Here is a 14,194-nt window from a genome sequence, read left to right as displayed (position 1 = left end):
ATCCTTTTATCGGGGTGTCCACCGGCGGCGGGGCCGCGTGGGGCGCCGGGCCCGTTTTGGGTGGTGCCCCGCCCGCCGCCCGCCCCCCCGCCGCGCGCGGGCGCCACGACAGCAGATCTGACGAGGAGGCCATTGCCGAGCATGGGATGCCAACACCCCAGCGGCAATGGCCTTCTTCGTATGTGCAACACGTGAAAGAGGCGGGATCTCCATGACCACCACCAAGCCCCAGAAGAGCGACGACGGCAAAGTACGCGGCCGGTTTCTGCTGAAGCTGTCCGGTGAGGCCTTCTCCGGTGGCGGGGGCCTGGGCGTGGACCCCGACGTGGTGCACAAGATCGCCCGCGAGATCGCGGCCGTCGTGCGGGACGGGGCGCAGGTCGCGGTCGTCATCGGCGGCGGCAACTTCTTCCGCGGCGCCGAGCTCCAGCAGCGCGGCATGGACCGGGCCCGCTCCGACTACATGGGCATGCTCGGCACCGTGATGAACTGCCTCGCCCTCCAGGACTTCCTGGAGAAGGAGGGCATCGACAGCCGGGTGCAGACCGCCATCACCATGGGCCAGGTCGCCGAGCCGTACATCCCGCTGCGCGCCGTGCGACACCTGGAGAAGGGCCGGGTCGTCATCTTCGGCGCCGGTATGGGCATGCCGTACTTCTCCACCGACACCACCGCCGCGCAGCGCGCCCTGGAGATCGACGCCGAGGCGCTGCTGATGGGCAAGAACGGCGTGGACGGGGTCTACGACTCCGACCCCAAGCGCAACCCGGACGCCGTCAAGTTCGACTCCCTCGGCTACGGCGAGGTCATCACCCGCGACCTCAAGGTCGCCGACGCCACCGCGATCACGCTGTGCCGCGACAACAAGCTCCCGATCCTCGTCTTCGAGCTTCTGGCCGAGGGCAATATCGCCCGCGCCGTCAAGGGTGAGAAGATCGGCACGCTTGTGGGTGAGCACGGCAGCCGGGACTGACCAGCAACACCCACGGACCCTGACCGGGGGATGGACAATGTCCCGCAGGTCGGGAACCGTGCAGGAAGAAGACGCGACGCAGCCGGCCGCCGCCCCCACGCATACGGAACAGCAGCCGGGCCTACTCAAGACACGCAGGAGCAAGTGGTGATCGAAGAGACCCTCCTCGAGGCCGAGGAGAAGATGGAGAAGGCCGTCGTGGTCGCCAAGGAGGACTTCGCCGCGATCCGCACCGGTCGTGCGCACCCGGCGATGTTCAACAAGATCGTGGCCGACTACTACGGCGCGCCGACGCCGATCAACCAGCTGGCTTCGTTCTCCGTGCCGGAGCCGCGCATGGCGGTCGTGACCCCGTTCGACAAGACGGCGCTCCGTAACATCGAGCAGGCCATCCGCGACTCCGACCTGGGCGTCAACCCGAGCAACGACGGCAACATCATCCGGGTGGTGTTCCCCGAGCTCACCGAGGAGCGCCGCCGCGACTACATCAAGGTCGCCAAGGGCAAGGCCGAGGACGCGCGCGTGTCCATCCGGTCCGTGCGCCGCAAGGCGAAGGACGCCATCGACAAGCTCATCAAGGACGGCGAGGTCGGCGAGGACGAGGGCCGCCGCGCCGAGAAGGAGCTCGACGACTCCACCCACAAGTACGTGGCCCAGGTGGACGAGCTCCTGAAGCACAAGGAAGCGGAGCTGCTCGAGGTCTGATGAACGACTCTTCCTGGGGAACGCCGCCCCACACCGGGTCGCAGGCGGGGTACTGGGGGCCGTCCGACCAGGGACCTGTCCAGGGCGCTGCCCCGGCGGGTCCCGCGTACGATGCGCCCAAGGCGCAGCAGACTCGCCCCATGCCCATCGTGCCCGAGGTACCCGCGTACGGCGGTGACCAGGATGACGACCGGGGGGCCGCTCGGCTGAGCGGTCCCTTGTTCCGCGACGAACCCCCTCAGTCGCCGCCCTACCCGGCGGCGCAGCAGAATCCGGAGCCCATGCCCGACGCCCCGCAGCCGGCGCCCCGCCCGCAGAAGAAGAGCGCGGGCCGCGACCTGGGCGCGGCCATAGGGGTCGGTGTCGCGCTCGGTGTGGTGATCATCGCGTCGTTGTTCATCGTCAAGGCCGTCTTCGTCGGCGTCATCGCGGTCGCCGTCGTGGTCGGGCTGTGGGAGCTGACCAGCCGCCTCCAGGAGCGCAAGGGCATCAAGGCGCCCCTGGTTCCGCTGGCACTCGGCGGGGCGGCGATGGTCGTCGCGGGATATGTGCGGGGCGCCGAGGGCGCCTGGGTCGCCATGGCACTCACGGCGCTCGCCGTCCTCGTATGGCGCATGACGGACCCACCGGAGGGCTACCTCAAGGACGTCACGGCGGGCGTCTTCGCGGCCTTCTACGTGCCCTTCCTCGCGACGTTCGTGGCACTGATGCTGGCGGCCGGGGACGGGCCGTGGCGTGTGCTGACCTTCCTGCTGCTGACGGTGGTCAGCGACACGGGCGCGTACGCCGTCGGCTGGCGCTTCGGGAGCCACAAGCTGGCCCCGCGCATCAGCCCCGGCAAGACCCGCGAGGGTCTGCTCGGCGCGGTCACCTTCGCGATGGTGGCTGGCGCGCTGTGCATGCAGTTCCTGATCGACGACGGTGCCTGGTGGCAGGGCCTGCTCCTCGGCCTCGCGGTCGCGGCCAGCGCCACACTGGGCGACCTCGGCGAGTCGATGATCAAACGGGACCTGGGCATCAAGGACATGGGCACGCTGCTGCCGGGGCACGGCGGCATCATGGACCGGCTGGACTCGTTGCTGCCTACGGCGCCGGTGGTGTGGCTGCTCATGGTGTTGTTCGTGGGGTCCGGCTGACCGGCCGTGACGCATGGAGCCCCCGCCCTTCAGAGGGTGGGGGCTCCACGCTTTTCGGAAGGCTTTTCGGACGATGGCGGACCGGTCGGCCGAGTGGGACGATTCCGGTGTAAGCCCTCAAACGGAATCTCCCGAACCCGAAGAGGAGGCGCCATGTCCACCATCCATGAGGAGTTCGACGTGGACTGCCGTCCCGAGGACGCCTGGGCGTACATCATCGACCCCTCCCACCTGCCGGAGTGGCAGCTGAGCGCGGTCGCCACCGAACAGCTCGACGACCGCCCCTTCGGACTCGGGTCCCGGGTCCGGGTCACCCGGCACGTGGGCCGCCGCGACATCCCCATGACCATGGAGTGCACCCAGTACGAGCCCCAGCGCTCCTGGACCGTGCGCGGGATCGACGGCCCTGTCAGGGGCAACTTCCACGGCGAGATCACGCCCCTCGACGACGGCCGCCGCACCCACATCACCATGGACCTCGACTTCGAGGGACACGGCATCGGCAAGATCCTCCTCCCCCTGGTCGTCCGCCCGCAGGTCCGCAAGGAGATGCCACGCAACGAGCAACTGCTCAAGGACAAGCTGGAGCACACGACCGGCTAGGCGGGGGCCGGATTCATGGTGGGGCGGGGGACAGCGGGGGATCTGCGACACTGGAAGGGTTATGCCGAAGCCCGGAGAACTCACTTTCGTCGCCCCCCGCGGAGCCAAGAAGCCGCCGCGGCATCTTGCCGATCTCACGCCTGCCGAGCGCAAGGAAGCGGTGGCTGAGATCGGCGAGAAGCCGTTTCGTGCCAAGCAGCTCTCGCAGCACTACTTTGCGCGGTATGCGCACGACCCGGCGGAGTGGACCGACATCCCGGCCGGTGCGCGCGGCAAGCTGCAGGAGGCGCTGCTTCCCGAGCTGATGACGGTCGTACGGCATCTGTCGACCGACCAGGGGACGACGCGCAAGACCTTGTGGCGGCTGTTCGACGGGACGCTCGTCGAGTCGGTGCTGATGCGCTACCCGGACCGGGTGACCATGTGCATCAGCTCGCAGGCCGGGTGCGGGATGAACTGCCCGTTCTGCGCCACCGGACAGGCCGGGCTCGACCGGAATCTGTCCACCGCCGAGATCGTGCACCAGATCGTCGACGGGATGCGGGCGCTCAGGGACGGAGAGGTGCCCGGCGGGCCGGCGCGGCTTTCCAACATCGTCTTCATGGGGATGGGTGAGCCGCTCGCCAACTACAAGCGGGTCGTCGGGGCCGTCCGCGCGCTCACCGATCCCGCTCCCGACGGGCTCGGGCTGTCGCAGCGCGGCATCACCGTCTCGACCGTCGGTCTGGTGCCCGCCATCCACCGGTTCGCCGACGAGGGCTTCAAGTGCCGGCTCGCCATCTCGCTGCACGCCCCGGACGACGAGCTGCGCGACACCCTCGTCCCCGTGAACACCCGGTGGAAGGTGCGCGAGGTCCTCGACGCCGGGTTCGAGTACGTCGAGAAGAGCGGGCGAAGGCTCAGCATCGAGTACGCGCTCATCCGCGACATCAACGACCAGGCCTGGCGCGGTGACCGGCTCGGGCGGCTGCTGCGCGGCAAGCCCGTGCACGTCAACCTCATCCCGCTGAACCCGACGCCCGGGTCGAAGTGGACGGCGTCCCGGCCCGAGGACGAGAAGGCCTTCGTCGAAGCGATCGCCGCGCATGGAGTGCCGGTGACGATCCGGGACACCCGGGGGCAGGAGATCGACGGGGCCTGCGGCCAGCTCGCGGCCACCGAGCGGTAACCTGAGCCCGTACGTACATCTTCATATTCCGACAGGGGAGCGCCACAGCGCTGAGAGTGCGGCAACCGGGCCGCAGACCCTCTGAACCTTGCCCAGGTCATTCTGGGTAGGAAGTTCGGTCTTCACTCGAGCTGTTGCGCCCTGCCCGGGAGCCGGCGGATTTCTCCGGCGCTCCCGGGCAGGGCCGCGTCTCTTCCTGGTCAGCCAGGAGGAATTCAGTGCACACCAAGACGTTCGTGGCCGCCGCGGTCGGCCTCGGTCTCGTCACGTTGTCCGCGTGCGGTTCGTCGTCGTCCGGCAGCGAGGGCTCCGGCGGCTCCAAGACCGTCACCCTCGTCAGCCACGACTCGTGGGCCGTCTCGAAGAGCGTCCTCGCCGACTTCGAGAAGCAGTCCGGGTACAAGGTCAAGGTCCTCAAGAGCGGCGACGCCGGGCAGGCCGTCAACAAGGCCATCCTCACCAAGGACAACCCGCAGGGCGACGTCTTCTTCGGCGTCGACAACACCCTGCTCTCGCGGGCGCTCGACAACGGGCTGTTCCAGTCGTACGAGGCGAAGGGCGCGGACCGGATCCAGGCGCAGTACCGGGTCGACCAGTCCAAGCACCGGGTCACCCCGATCGACTCCGGCGACATCTGCGTCAACTACGACAAGGCCTACTTCAGCAAGCACAAGCTGACCCCGCCCCAGTCGTTCGACGATCTCGTCAAGCCCGCGTACAAGAACCTCCTCGTCACCGAGAACGCCTCCACCTCCTCGCCCGGCCTCGGCTTCCTGCTCGGCACCGCCGCCAAGTACGGCGACGACGGCTGGCAGGGCTACTGGAAGAAGCTCAAGGCGAACGGCGTGAAGGTCGTCGACGGCTGGGAGCAGGCCTACAACGAGGAGTTCTCCGGGTCCGCGGGCGCCAAGAAGGCGGGGGCCGACCGGCCGCTCGTCGTCTCCTACGCCTCCTCGCCGCCCGCCGAGGTCATCTACGGCAACCCCAGGCCGAAGACCGCGCCGATCGGAACGTCGTACGGCACCTGCTTCCGGCAGATCGAGTACGCCGGGCTGCTCAGCAACGCCGGGAACACCAAGGGCGGGAAGGCGTTCATCGACTTCCTGGTCGGCAAGGAGTTCCAGGAGGACATGCCGCTCAACATGTTCGTCTACCCGGTGATCGAGGGCGCCCAGGTGCCGCCGGAGTTCGTGAAGTACGGGCAGCCGGCCAAGGACCCCGAGACCATGGCCCCGTCCAAGATCGCCGCCAACCGTGACCAGTGGGTCAAGTCGTGGACGTCACTCGTACTGAAGTAGCCGTCCGCAGAAGGCGGACGGGGAGCGCGGTGCGGCTCGGCCTGATGGCCGTGCCCGCCCTGTTCTTCGCCGCCTTCTTCGCCTGGCCCGTCGCCGCGATCGTGGCGCGCGGGCTCAAGGTCGACGGGGAGTGGCAGTTCGGGCGGATCGAGGACGTCGTCGCACAGTCCGACATCCGGCACGTCCTGTGGTTCACCACCTGGCAGGCGCTCGCCTCCACCGCGCTCACGCTGCTGATTGCGCTCCCCGGCGCGTATGTGTTCGCGCGCCTCGACTTCCCCGGCAAGCACGTGCTGCGGGCCGTCGCCACCGTCCCGTTCGTGCTCCCGACGGTCGTCGTCGGTACGGCGTTCCTGGCACTGGTCGGGCGCGGGGGACTGCTCGACGAGCTGTGGGGCGTACGGCTGGACACCACCGTGTGGGCCATCCTGCTGGCGCACGTCTTCTTCAACTACGCCGTGGTCGTACGGACCGTCGGCGGCCTGTGGGGGCAGCTCGACCCGCGTCAGGAGGAGGCGGCGCGGATGCTGGGCGCCTCGCCGCTGCGGGCCTGGCGGAAGGTGACCCTGCCGGCGCTCGGGCCCGCCGTCGCCGCCGCCGCGCTGATGGTCTTTCTGTTCACCTTCACCTCCTTCGGTGTGGTGCAGATCCTCGGCGGCCCTACCTTCTCCACCCTCGAGGTCGAGATCTACCGGCAGACCTCGGAGATCTTCGACCTGTCCACCGCCGCCGTGCTCACGATCGTCCAGTTCGTCGCCGTCGGCGCGATCCTCGCCGTGCACGCCTGGACCGTGCGGCGGCGGGAGAGCGCCCTGCGGCTGGTGGACGCGAACGTCACGGCGCGGCGGCCCCGCGGGGCGGGGGAGTGGGGACTGCTCGCCGGGGTCCTCGCCACCGTCCTGGTGCTGCTCGTGCTGCCCCTGGCCGTGCTGGTGCAGCGGTCCCTGGGTGCCTCCGGCTTCGGCTACTACCGGGCGCTGACCCACGACGACGGCGGCACCTTCCTCGTGCCGCCGATCGAGGCCGTCGGCAACTCCCTCCAGTACGCCCTCGCCGCGACGGCCATCGCGGTGCTGATCGGCGGTCTGGCCGCCGCGGCGCTCGCCCGCCGGGACGCGGGCCGGCTGGTCCGTGGCTTCGACGCGCTGCTGATGCTGCCGCTGGGCGTCTCCGCCGTGACCGTGGGCTTCGGGTTCCTGATCGCGCTGGACAAGCCGCCGCTGGATCTGCGCAGTTCATGGATCCTGGTGCCGCTCGCGCAGGCGCTGGTGGGCGTCCCCTTCGTCGTACGGACCATGCTGCCCGTGCTGCGGGCCGTCGACGCGCGCCTGAGGGAGGCGGCGGCCGTGCTCGGGGCGTCGCCGTGGCGGGTGTGGCGGGAGGTCGATCTGCCGATGGTGCGGCGGGCGCTGCTGGTCGCGGCCGGGTTCGCGTTCGCCGTGTCACTGGGGGAGTTCGGGGCGACGGTGTTCATCGCGCGGCCGGACAATCCCACGCTGCCGGTCGCCGTCGCTCGACTGCTCGGCCGGCCCGGCGATCTCAACTACGGCCAGGCCATGGCCCTTTCGACCATTCTGATGGTGGTGTGCGCGGTCGCGCTGCTGGTGCTCGAGCGGCTGCGCACCGACCGGAGCGGGGAGTTCTAGATGCTGCTGAGCCTTGAGGACGCGACCGTACGGTTCGGCGGGCGGGCCGTGCTCGACGCCGTCGGCCTGGATGTCGTCGAACACGAGATCGTGTGCGTGCTCGGGCCCAGCGGCAGCGGCAAGTCGACCCTGCTGCGGGTGGTGGCGGGGCTCCAGCCCCTGGACGGCGGGCGGGTGCTGCTCGACGGACGTGACCAGTCGGGCGTGCCCGCACACAAGCGGGAGGTGGGCCTGATGTTCCAGGACCACCAGCTGTTCCCGCAGCGGGACGTGGGTGGCAATGTCGCCTTCGGACTGCGGATGCACGGCGTTACGCGCTCTCAACAGGGCGAACGGGTACGGGAGTTGCTGGACCTCGTCGGGCTGCCGGGCGCCGCCCGCCGGGCCGTCGCCTCGCTCTCCGGTGGTGAGCAGCAGCGCGTCGCGCTCGCCCGAGCGCTCGCTCCCAGGCCGCGGCTGCTGATGCTGGACGAGCCGCTCGGCCAGCTCGACCGCTCGCTGCGGGAGCGCCTCGTCGTCGAACTCCGGGAACTCTTCGGGCAGTTGGGGACCACCGTCCTCGCCGTGACGCACGACCAGGGCGAGGCCTTCGCGCTCGCCGACCGGGTCGTGGTGATGCGGGACGGGCGGATCGCCCAGTCCGGTACGCCACTTGAGGTGTGGCAGCGTCCCGCGGACGAGTTCGTGGCCCGCTTCCTCGGCTTCGACAACGTGGTCGAGGGCATGGTGACGGGCGAGGCGGCGGACACCCCCTGGGGCAAGCTGCCGGTGCCCCAGGACGCCCCGCAGGGCATCCGCACGCTGCTCGTGCGGCCCGCCGGCGTCCGGCTCGTCCCCGCCGACGAGGGCCTGCGCTGCACCGTGGCCGCCCGCACCTTCAAGGGCACCCATGTCGCCGTACAGGTGCAGCCGGAGGAGGCGCCGCGCCTGGAGGCGGCGGTGGCGCTGCGCGAGGCGCCGGAGGTCGGGGACGCGGTCGGGGTGGAGTTCGACGCGGCGGAAATCGTGGTGCTCGGCCCAGGGGTTTCCGCGTAGGGTGCGCGCGATGACACTACTTACGCATGATCGCTACTGCGATGAAATCGCCCACCAGGTGGAGCAGTTGAGGGCGGTGGTGACGAGCGGCGCCGATCTGTCCGCGACCGTCCCGACCTGTCCGGACTGGACCCTGGAACAGCTCAACCTGCACATGGGCGGCGTCCTGCGCTGGGCCGGGACACTGGTGCGGAAACGGGCCGAGGAGAACGTCCCCGACGAGGAGATACCGCGCGGCGACGGCCCCGAGACGCCGGGTGACGCCGCCGCCCTCGACGCCTGGCTTGCGGAGGCCGGCGAGCTGGCCGTGGGCGCGCTGCGCGAGGCCGGGCCCGACGCGAAGGTATGGGGCTGGGCCGGACCCCAGACCGCCGGCTTCTGGGCCCGCCGTATGGCCCACGAGATCACCGTCCACCGCGCCGACGCCACGCTTGCCGCGGGGCTGCCGTACGAAGTGGCCCCCGACATCGCCGCCGACGCGATCGACGAGTGGCTGCAGATCGTGGGATGGGTGCGGGAGCAGGAGGGGAAGGAAGCGCCGGTCGGCGCCGGAGAGAGCATTCACCTCCACGCCACCGACACCGCGCCGGAGCCGAATGCCGAGCGAAGCGAGATGGGGGTCCCCCCGCCCGAAGGGTGGGGGAGGCTGATCGAGGGCACCGAGGAGGGCTTCGGCTGGCGCCGCGGCCATGAGAAGGCGGACGTCGCCCTGTGCGGACCGCTCACCTCCCTGCTTCTCGCCTTCTACCGCCGAATTCCCCTGGACAGCCCGCAGTTGGAGGTCCTCGGCGAGCGGAAGGTGCTGGAGTTCTGGCTGGAGCGGGCGAGCTTCGGGTGAACGACCGCGGCCCGTCCCCCGGGGATACGGGGACGGGCCACAGCGTTGCTCTGCGGGAGGCGTCAGCGGCTGCTGTTCGCCCCACGACGGCGCATGCCGAAGAAGACGGCGCCGCCGCCGACCACGACCAGCGCGCCGGCGATACCGGCGATCAGGCCGGTGTTGGAGTTGGCACCGGTCTCGGCGAGGTTGTCGTCACCGGCCGCCGGGGACGGGGCGTTGGACGAGGTGTCCGCCGGAGGGGTGCTGTCCGAGGCGGACGGGGACGGGGACTCCGAGGCCGGGGTGGAGGCGGACGGGGTCGGCGTCGGCGATGCCGGCGGCGTGGTCTCGTCCTTCGAGCAGCCCTCGGACGGAGTCGTCAGGTTCGGCGTGATGTCCTTGTCGACGATCAGGTGGTCCTTGTCCTTGCCGGCCGCGACATGGATGCGGTACTCGGCGTTCGGCGACCAGTCCTCGTTGAACGTGACGGTGACGCCCTCGCGGGAACCGGTGACGTCCTGCTCGCCGACCTGCTTCGCGTCGGCGCCGTTGTTCTCGAGGAACACGGTGATCGTCGCCGGGGTACCCGAGGCGTCCTTGTCGGTGACGGTGATGACGCCCTTGCTGCCGTCGCACTTGGGTGCGGCGGAGAACTCACTGATGTTGCAGGCGAGCGCGGAGCCCGCGGCGCTCAGCGCGAGCGCGGAGGACGCGGCGGCGACGCCCAGGATCTGCACGGAACGACGTGCGGTACGGCGAGATATGGACACGTTTGCCCTTCACGGGATGCGCAACTGCGGGGGGTTGACGAGGGACGTGAGGCGACTGTGGAGGTGAAGCCTCACCCTCCCCAGGAGACTCAAAGGTTTATAAGCGTTCGATAAGGAGTGTCAATGCGCAGGGGTATCTGGGGCGTTGGCTTTGCACTCTTATTAACCGCCGAGACGTTTCAGCGCCGCCGGAGCCTCCTCGATCCGGTCAACGAGGGCGATACGGGACTCCATCGAGCGTTCCCGGGCGAGTGACTGCAAGAGGGGCCAGGTCGGCAAGTGCTCCGTCCAGTGCCTGCGGTCGACGAGCACCATGGGCGTCGGCTCGCCCCGTGACTCGTAATAGTTGGGCGTCGCGTTGTCGAAGATCTCCTGTACGGTGCCGGCGGCGCCCGGCAGGAAGACCACACCCGCGTTCGAGCGGGCCAGCAGACCGTCCTCGCGGGTGGCGTTGGCGAAGTACTTGGCGATGTGCGAGGCGAAGGGGTTCGGCGGCTCGTGGCCGTAGAACCAGGTGGGGATGCCGATGGAGTGGTTGCCCTTCGGCCAGCGGGTGCGCACCTCGAAGGCGGCGCGGGCCCACTCGGTGATCGAGGGCACGAACGACGGGGACTTCGCGAGGAGCCGGCAGGCCTCCTCCAGCATGCCGTCCTCGTACGGCGCCGCGTACGCGCCCAGGTTCGCCGCCTCCATGGCGCCCGGACCGCCGCCGGTCGCCACCACGAAACCGGCGCGGCTCAGCTCGCGGCCGAGACGTGCGGCACCGGCGTAGGCCTGAGTCCCGCGCGCCATCGCATGACCGCCCATGACACCCACCACTCGTGCCCCGCGCAGCAGTTCGTCGAGGGCGTCGGATATGGAGTCGTCGTGCACGGCACGCAGCATCGAGGCGAATATGTCGCCGTCGGCCTTGGTGCGCTGGAACCAGGCGTAGGCGAGGGCGTCCGGTGTCTGCTCGTATCCCTTCTCCAGGGAGGCGAACAGCTCGTCGGGCTTGTAGAGGTGCCCGCGGTAGGGGTCGAAGGGCAGATGCGGGACGGGGGGAAAGACCAGCGCACCGTCGGCGCGGACCTTCGCGGCCGCTTCCTCGCGCATCGGACAGCCGAGGAAGACCGCCTCGGCGGTGTCGGTGGTGAGCAACTCCCTTGTGCGGTCCGTCAGATCGACGGCCTGCACGCGGTAACCGGCGAGGGTGCCGCGGGCCGACACCGTCGCGTCGAAGTCCTCCAGCGTCTCGATCTCGCGCTCGTCGTGGTGGGCCGCATGGGCCGGGCTCGTCTGCACGGGCCCATGCTAGGCACGCCGTTCGTCGGGGGTTCCGGTCAGCCCTGGACCGCCGCCGGGTCCATCCACACGATCTCCCAGCCGTGGCCGTCGAGGTCTTCGAAGGAACGGCCGTACATGTAGCCGTAGTCCTGGACGTCGTCGTTGGCGGTGCCGCCGGCCGCGACCGCCCTTCCCACCAGCTCGTCGACCTTCTCGCGGCTCTCGGCGCTCAGACAGATCAGCACCTCGCTGGTCTTCGTCGAGTCCGCGATCTCCTTCTTCGTGAAGTCCGCGTACCGCTGCTTGCTGAGCAGCATCGTGATGATGGTGTCGCTGATCACGACACAGGCGCAGTCGTCGGTGCTGAACTGCGGGTTGATCGTGTAGCCGAGCTCCGTGAAGAACTTCTTCGACGCCTCGACGTCGTCGGTGGCCAGGTTCACGAAGATCATCTGCTGGTACATGTGAGGTCTCTCCCGTCGAATGCGTGGTGTTCGCAGGGGTAGACCGGGGGTCCGCGCGGAACTCATCGGTTCCCGGGAATTCTGGTCGTACGAATTCTCAGCGGGCCAGTGGCAGGGCCGCCAGCTCCGCCACGACCAGGGTCAGCGGGGCGAACACGGCGAGCAGTGCGCCCACCCGCAGGGCGGCGGCGCCGCGCAGCATCGTGGCGGGGGCGCCGAGGCGCAGCAGGGCTGCCGTGGTGTCGGCCCGGGCGTGCTTGGCCTCCACGGCCGCGGTGAGCAGCGTGGCGAGGGTGCAGCCGGACACGAGCAGCGTGCCGAGGGTGGTGAGCGGCCCGAAGACGGGGCCGGCCGTGTCGTACAGGGCGGCCATGGCGTAGGTGCCGGAGGCGACCGCGCAGACGATGCCGAGGGGGCGGCCGATGCGGGTGGCCTCCTCCATGAGGACGCGGCCGGACAGCAGCCGGAGGGCGCCGGGGCGCCCCGCCTGGAGGAGGCGGCCGCACAGATGGGCGAGGCCGGGGCCGGCGACGGCGAGGCCGAGGGTGGTGAGCACCCAGCCGAGGAGGACCGAGGGGGCGCCGGTGGCGAGGCCGCCGGGGAGCCGGGAGCCGGGGGTGGCCGACGCGCCGGTGGCGTAGGCCTGCACGGCCAGTCCCGCGGTGAGGACGGCGACGCCCCAGGGGAGGCCCGCGGGGGCGGTGCTGGGCGGGGGAGGGTGCGGTGAGGAATGGTCGGGGGCGGGGTTCGGCCGACCACCGGTCGAGTCGTCGCCCGGGGGTGGCGCTGTGGGGGCGGGATCGCTCGCCCGCGCGTGCGGGGTGCCGCCCTCCTTGGAGCCGCCCCAAGCGGCACGACTGCCCGCAGACTGGGGTGGCGGGGTGCCGCCCGTGTTCGGGGCGGGAGTCGCGTCGGCCGTACGGCTGCCCGCGGGCTGGGTGCGCAGGCGTGCGCCGAAGCGGCCGTAGGTTCCGAAGGTCTCCCGTGCCACCGTCCGGCCGTAGGCCCCGAAGCGGCCGTAGTGCCGTGCCACCGCCCGTGCCGCGGCCGGTCGTGCGTCCCGCGGGAGGAGGACCAGCGCCACCGTCGCCGATGCGACGGCCGGGACCAGCGCCAGCAGGGTCAGGGCCGCCGGGACGGGCAGTGGCTGGTCGGCGGCCAGGAACACCGAGGCGGCGCCGTCGAAGGGGACCCCCACGAGGTCGCCGCGGAGGTCGAGGAAGACGAGGAGGGCCAGCAGCGAGCCGAGCGTGCAGGACACGGCCGTCGTCGTGGCGGCGAGCGTCATCAGACGGAAGGGGCCGAGGCCGATGGCCGCCAGGCCGGAGCGGGGTTTCGTGGCGGGGTCGGTGCGGGCCACCGCCACCGCGAAGTGCGCGGTCGCGGCCAGCGGGGTCAGGCACCAGGCGAGACGGAGGGCCGAGCCGCCGGGGTTGGCCGGGTGGCTCATCGCGTAACCGAGGGCGCACAGCAGGAGGAAGCCCGTGCCGGCCGAGGCCACCGCCACCAGGAGGCGGCGCAGCTGTACGGCCGGGTGGGCGTCGCGGGTCAGACGGAGAGCGAGCACGGGGCCCGGCCTTCCGTCTCGGCCACCGGGGGCAGGTGGACCGTGTTCACGCAGCGGCCGTCCAGCAGCGACAGCGTGCGGTCGGCGATGGCCGCGGTCTCCTGGTCGTGGGTGGCGACGACGACCGTGATGCCGTGCGAACGGGCCGCCGTGGTGAGCGTGCGCAGGACGTGGGCGCGGTCGGCGCGGTGCAGGGGGGCGGTGGGTTCGTCGGCGAACAGGACGGTGGGGCCCAGGGCCAGGGCCCGGGCGATCGTCACGCGCTGCCGCTCGGCCTGCTTCATCTCGTGCGGACGCCGACGGGACAGGTCGCCGACGTCGAGGCGTTCGAGCCACTCAAGGGCGGCCGTCCTGGAGCGCTCGCGGCTGGTGCCGCGCAGCATCAGCGGCAGGGCGGCGTTCTCCCAGGCGTTCAGTTCGGGTACGAGCACGGGGGCCGGGTCGATCCAGCCGAAGCGGTCGCGGCGCAACCGCTCGCGGGCCGGCTGGGCCATGGTGTGGACCGGCACGCTGTTGAACCAGACCTCGCCCCGCTGGGGCGTCACCAGGCCGGACAGACAGCGCAGCAGGGTCGTCTTCCCGCTGCCCCGGGGGCCGCTGACGGCGAGGATCTCGCCCTCCCGGACACCGAACGAGACGCCGCTGAGCGCGGGCGAGCCGTCACTGTGCTGGAAGTGCAGTGAGCGTGCCCAGAGCACGTCGTTGTCCGGCGGGGCCTCCATGGGCGTACACCTCGGTTCGGA

At 70.7% G+C, this 14,194-nt stretch carries 14 protein-coding genes; 9 read left to right on the top strand and 5 right to left on the bottom strand.

Going from position 1 to position 14,194, the window contains the following annotated elements:
* Positions 1-211: 211 nt before the first annotated feature.
* From pyrH to ABT254_RS36955, 9 genes are all read left to right on the top strand, one after another.
* Positions 212-973, top strand: coding sequence for a UMP kinase (gene pyrH, locus ABT254_RS36995; RefSeq protein ID WP_351480389.1), 762 nt, complete (start codon positions 212-214; stop codon positions 971-973).
* Positions 974-1,120: 147 nt separating this feature from the next.
* A complete protein-coding gene (gene frr, locus ABT254_RS36990) occupies positions 1,121-1,678 on the top strand; it encodes a ribosome recycling factor (RefSeq protein WP_030943211.1) in 558 nt (185 codons plus the stop codon).
* On the top strand, positions 1,678-2,814 hold the full coding sequence (locus ABT254_RS36985; protein WP_351480386.1) for a phosphatidate cytidylyltransferase: 1,137 nt from the start codon (positions 1,678-1,680) through the stop codon (positions 2,812-2,814). The genes frr and ABT254_RS36985 overlap by 1 nt, the downstream gene beginning before the upstream one ends.
* Before the next feature lie 153 nt (positions 2,815-2,967).
* On the top strand, positions 2,968-3,417 hold the full coding sequence (locus ABT254_RS36980) for an SRPBCC family protein (protein WP_351480384.1): 450 nt from the start codon (positions 2,968-2,970) through the stop codon (positions 3,415-3,417).
* 61 nt (positions 3,418-3,478) lie between these two features.
* Entirely contained in the window at positions 3,479-4,585 is a 1,107-nt protein-coding gene (gene rlmN, locus ABT254_RS36975; RefSeq protein ID WP_351480381.1) for a dual-specificity RNA methyltransferase RlmN, read from the top strand.
* Positions 4,586-4,803: 218 nt separating this feature from the next.
* Complete coding sequence (locus ABT254_RS36970; RefSeq protein ID WP_351480378.1) at positions 4,804-5,883, top strand: thiamine ABC transporter substrate-binding protein; 1,080 nt, start codon at positions 4,804-4,806, stop codon at positions 5,881-5,883.
* Positions 5,884-5,927: 44 nt separating this feature from the next.
* Positions 5,928-7,529: an ABC transporter permease gene (locus ABT254_RS36965; protein ID WP_351480402.1), complete on the top strand. Its 1,602-nt coding sequence runs from the start codon at positions 5,928-5,930 to the stop codon at positions 7,527-7,529.
* Positions 7,530-8,564, top strand: a complete 1,035-nt coding sequence (locus ABT254_RS36960) for an ABC transporter ATP-binding protein (protein ID WP_351480375.1) — start codon at positions 7,530-7,532, stop codon at positions 8,562-8,564.
* A gap of 10 nt (positions 8,565-8,574) precedes the next feature.
* Entirely contained in the window at positions 8,575-9,402 is an 828-nt protein-coding gene (locus ABT254_RS36955; RefSeq protein ID WP_351480372.1) for a maleylpyruvate isomerase family mycothiol-dependent enzyme, read from the top strand.
* A 62-nt stretch (positions 9,403-9,464) separates the two neighbouring features.
* On the opposite strand, the gene ABT254_RS36950 is transcribed toward ABT254_RS36955, so the two are convergent.
* From ABT254_RS36950 to ABT254_RS36930, 5 genes are all read right to left on the bottom strand, one after another.
* On the bottom strand, positions 9,465-10,154 hold the full coding sequence (locus ABT254_RS36950; RefSeq protein ID WP_351480370.1) for an LAETG motif-containing sortase-dependent surface protein: 690 nt from the start codon (positions 10,152-10,154) through the stop codon (positions 9,465-9,467).
* Positions 10,155-10,316: 162 nt separating this feature from the next.
* Positions 10,317-11,438, bottom strand: a complete 1,122-nt coding sequence (locus ABT254_RS36945; protein WP_351480367.1) for an LOG family protein — start codon at positions 11,436-11,438, stop codon at positions 10,317-10,319.
* A 38-nt stretch (positions 11,439-11,476) separates the two neighbouring features.
* On the bottom strand, positions 11,477-11,884 hold the full coding sequence (locus ABT254_RS36940; protein ID WP_351480364.1) for a VOC family protein: 408 nt from the start codon (positions 11,882-11,884) through the stop codon (positions 11,477-11,479).
* 97 nt (positions 11,885-11,981) lie between these two features.
* On the bottom strand, positions 11,982-13,451 hold the full coding sequence (locus ABT254_RS36935; protein WP_351480361.1) for a hypothetical protein: 1,470 nt from the start codon (positions 13,449-13,451) through the stop codon (positions 11,982-11,984).
* A complete protein-coding gene (locus tag ABT254_RS36930) occupies positions 13,433-14,173 on the bottom strand; it encodes an ABC transporter ATP-binding protein (protein ID WP_351480358.1) in 741 nt (246 codons plus the stop codon). Before ABT254_RS36930 ends, ABT254_RS36935 begins: the two co-directional genes overlap by 19 nt.
* Between the last annotated feature and the right edge of the window lie 21 nt (positions 14,174-14,194).

Source organism: Streptomyces sp. NPDC001137, from assembly GCF_040298885.1.
In the GTDB taxonomy this organism is placed as follows: Bacteria; Actinomycetota; Actinomycetes; order Streptomycetales; family Streptomycetaceae; genus Streptomyces.
Note: the sequence above shows the minus strand (reverse complement) of the source record. Positions and strands in the feature narration are given on the sequence as shown.

Coding starts and splice junctions, on each gene's coding strand:
- pyrH (WP_351480389.1), top strand. CDS start 212: ATGACCACCACCAAGCCCCAGAAGAGCGACGACGGCAAAGTACGCGGC.
- ABT254_RS36985 (WP_351480386.1), top strand. CDS start 1,678: ATGAACGACTCTTCCTGGGGAACGCCGCCCCACACCGGGTCGCAGGCG.
- ABT254_RS36980 (WP_351480384.1), top strand. CDS start 2,968: ATGTCCACCATCCATGAGGAGTTCGACGTGGACTGCCGTCCCGAGGAC.
- rlmN (WP_351480381.1), top strand. CDS start 3,479: ATGCCGAAGCCCGGAGAACTCACTTTCGTCGCCCCCCGCGGAGCCAAG.
- ABT254_RS36965 (WP_351480402.1), top strand. CDS start 5,928: ATGGCCGTGCCCGCCCTGTTCTTCGCCGCCTTCTTCGCCTGGCCCGTC.
- ABT254_RS36960 (WP_351480375.1), top strand. CDS start 7,530: ATGCTGCTGAGCCTTGAGGACGCGACCGTACGGTTCGGCGGGCGGGCC.
- ABT254_RS36955 (WP_351480372.1), top strand. CDS start 8,575: ATGACACTACTTACGCATGATCGCTACTGCGATGAAATCGCCCACCAG.
- ABT254_RS36940 (WP_351480364.1), bottom strand. CDS start 11,884: ATGTACCAGCAGATGATCTTCGTGAACCTGGCCACCGACGACGTCGAG.
- ABT254_RS36930 (WP_351480358.1), bottom strand. CDS start 14,173: ATGGAGGCCCCGCCGGACAACGACGTGCTCTGGGCACGCTCACTGCAC.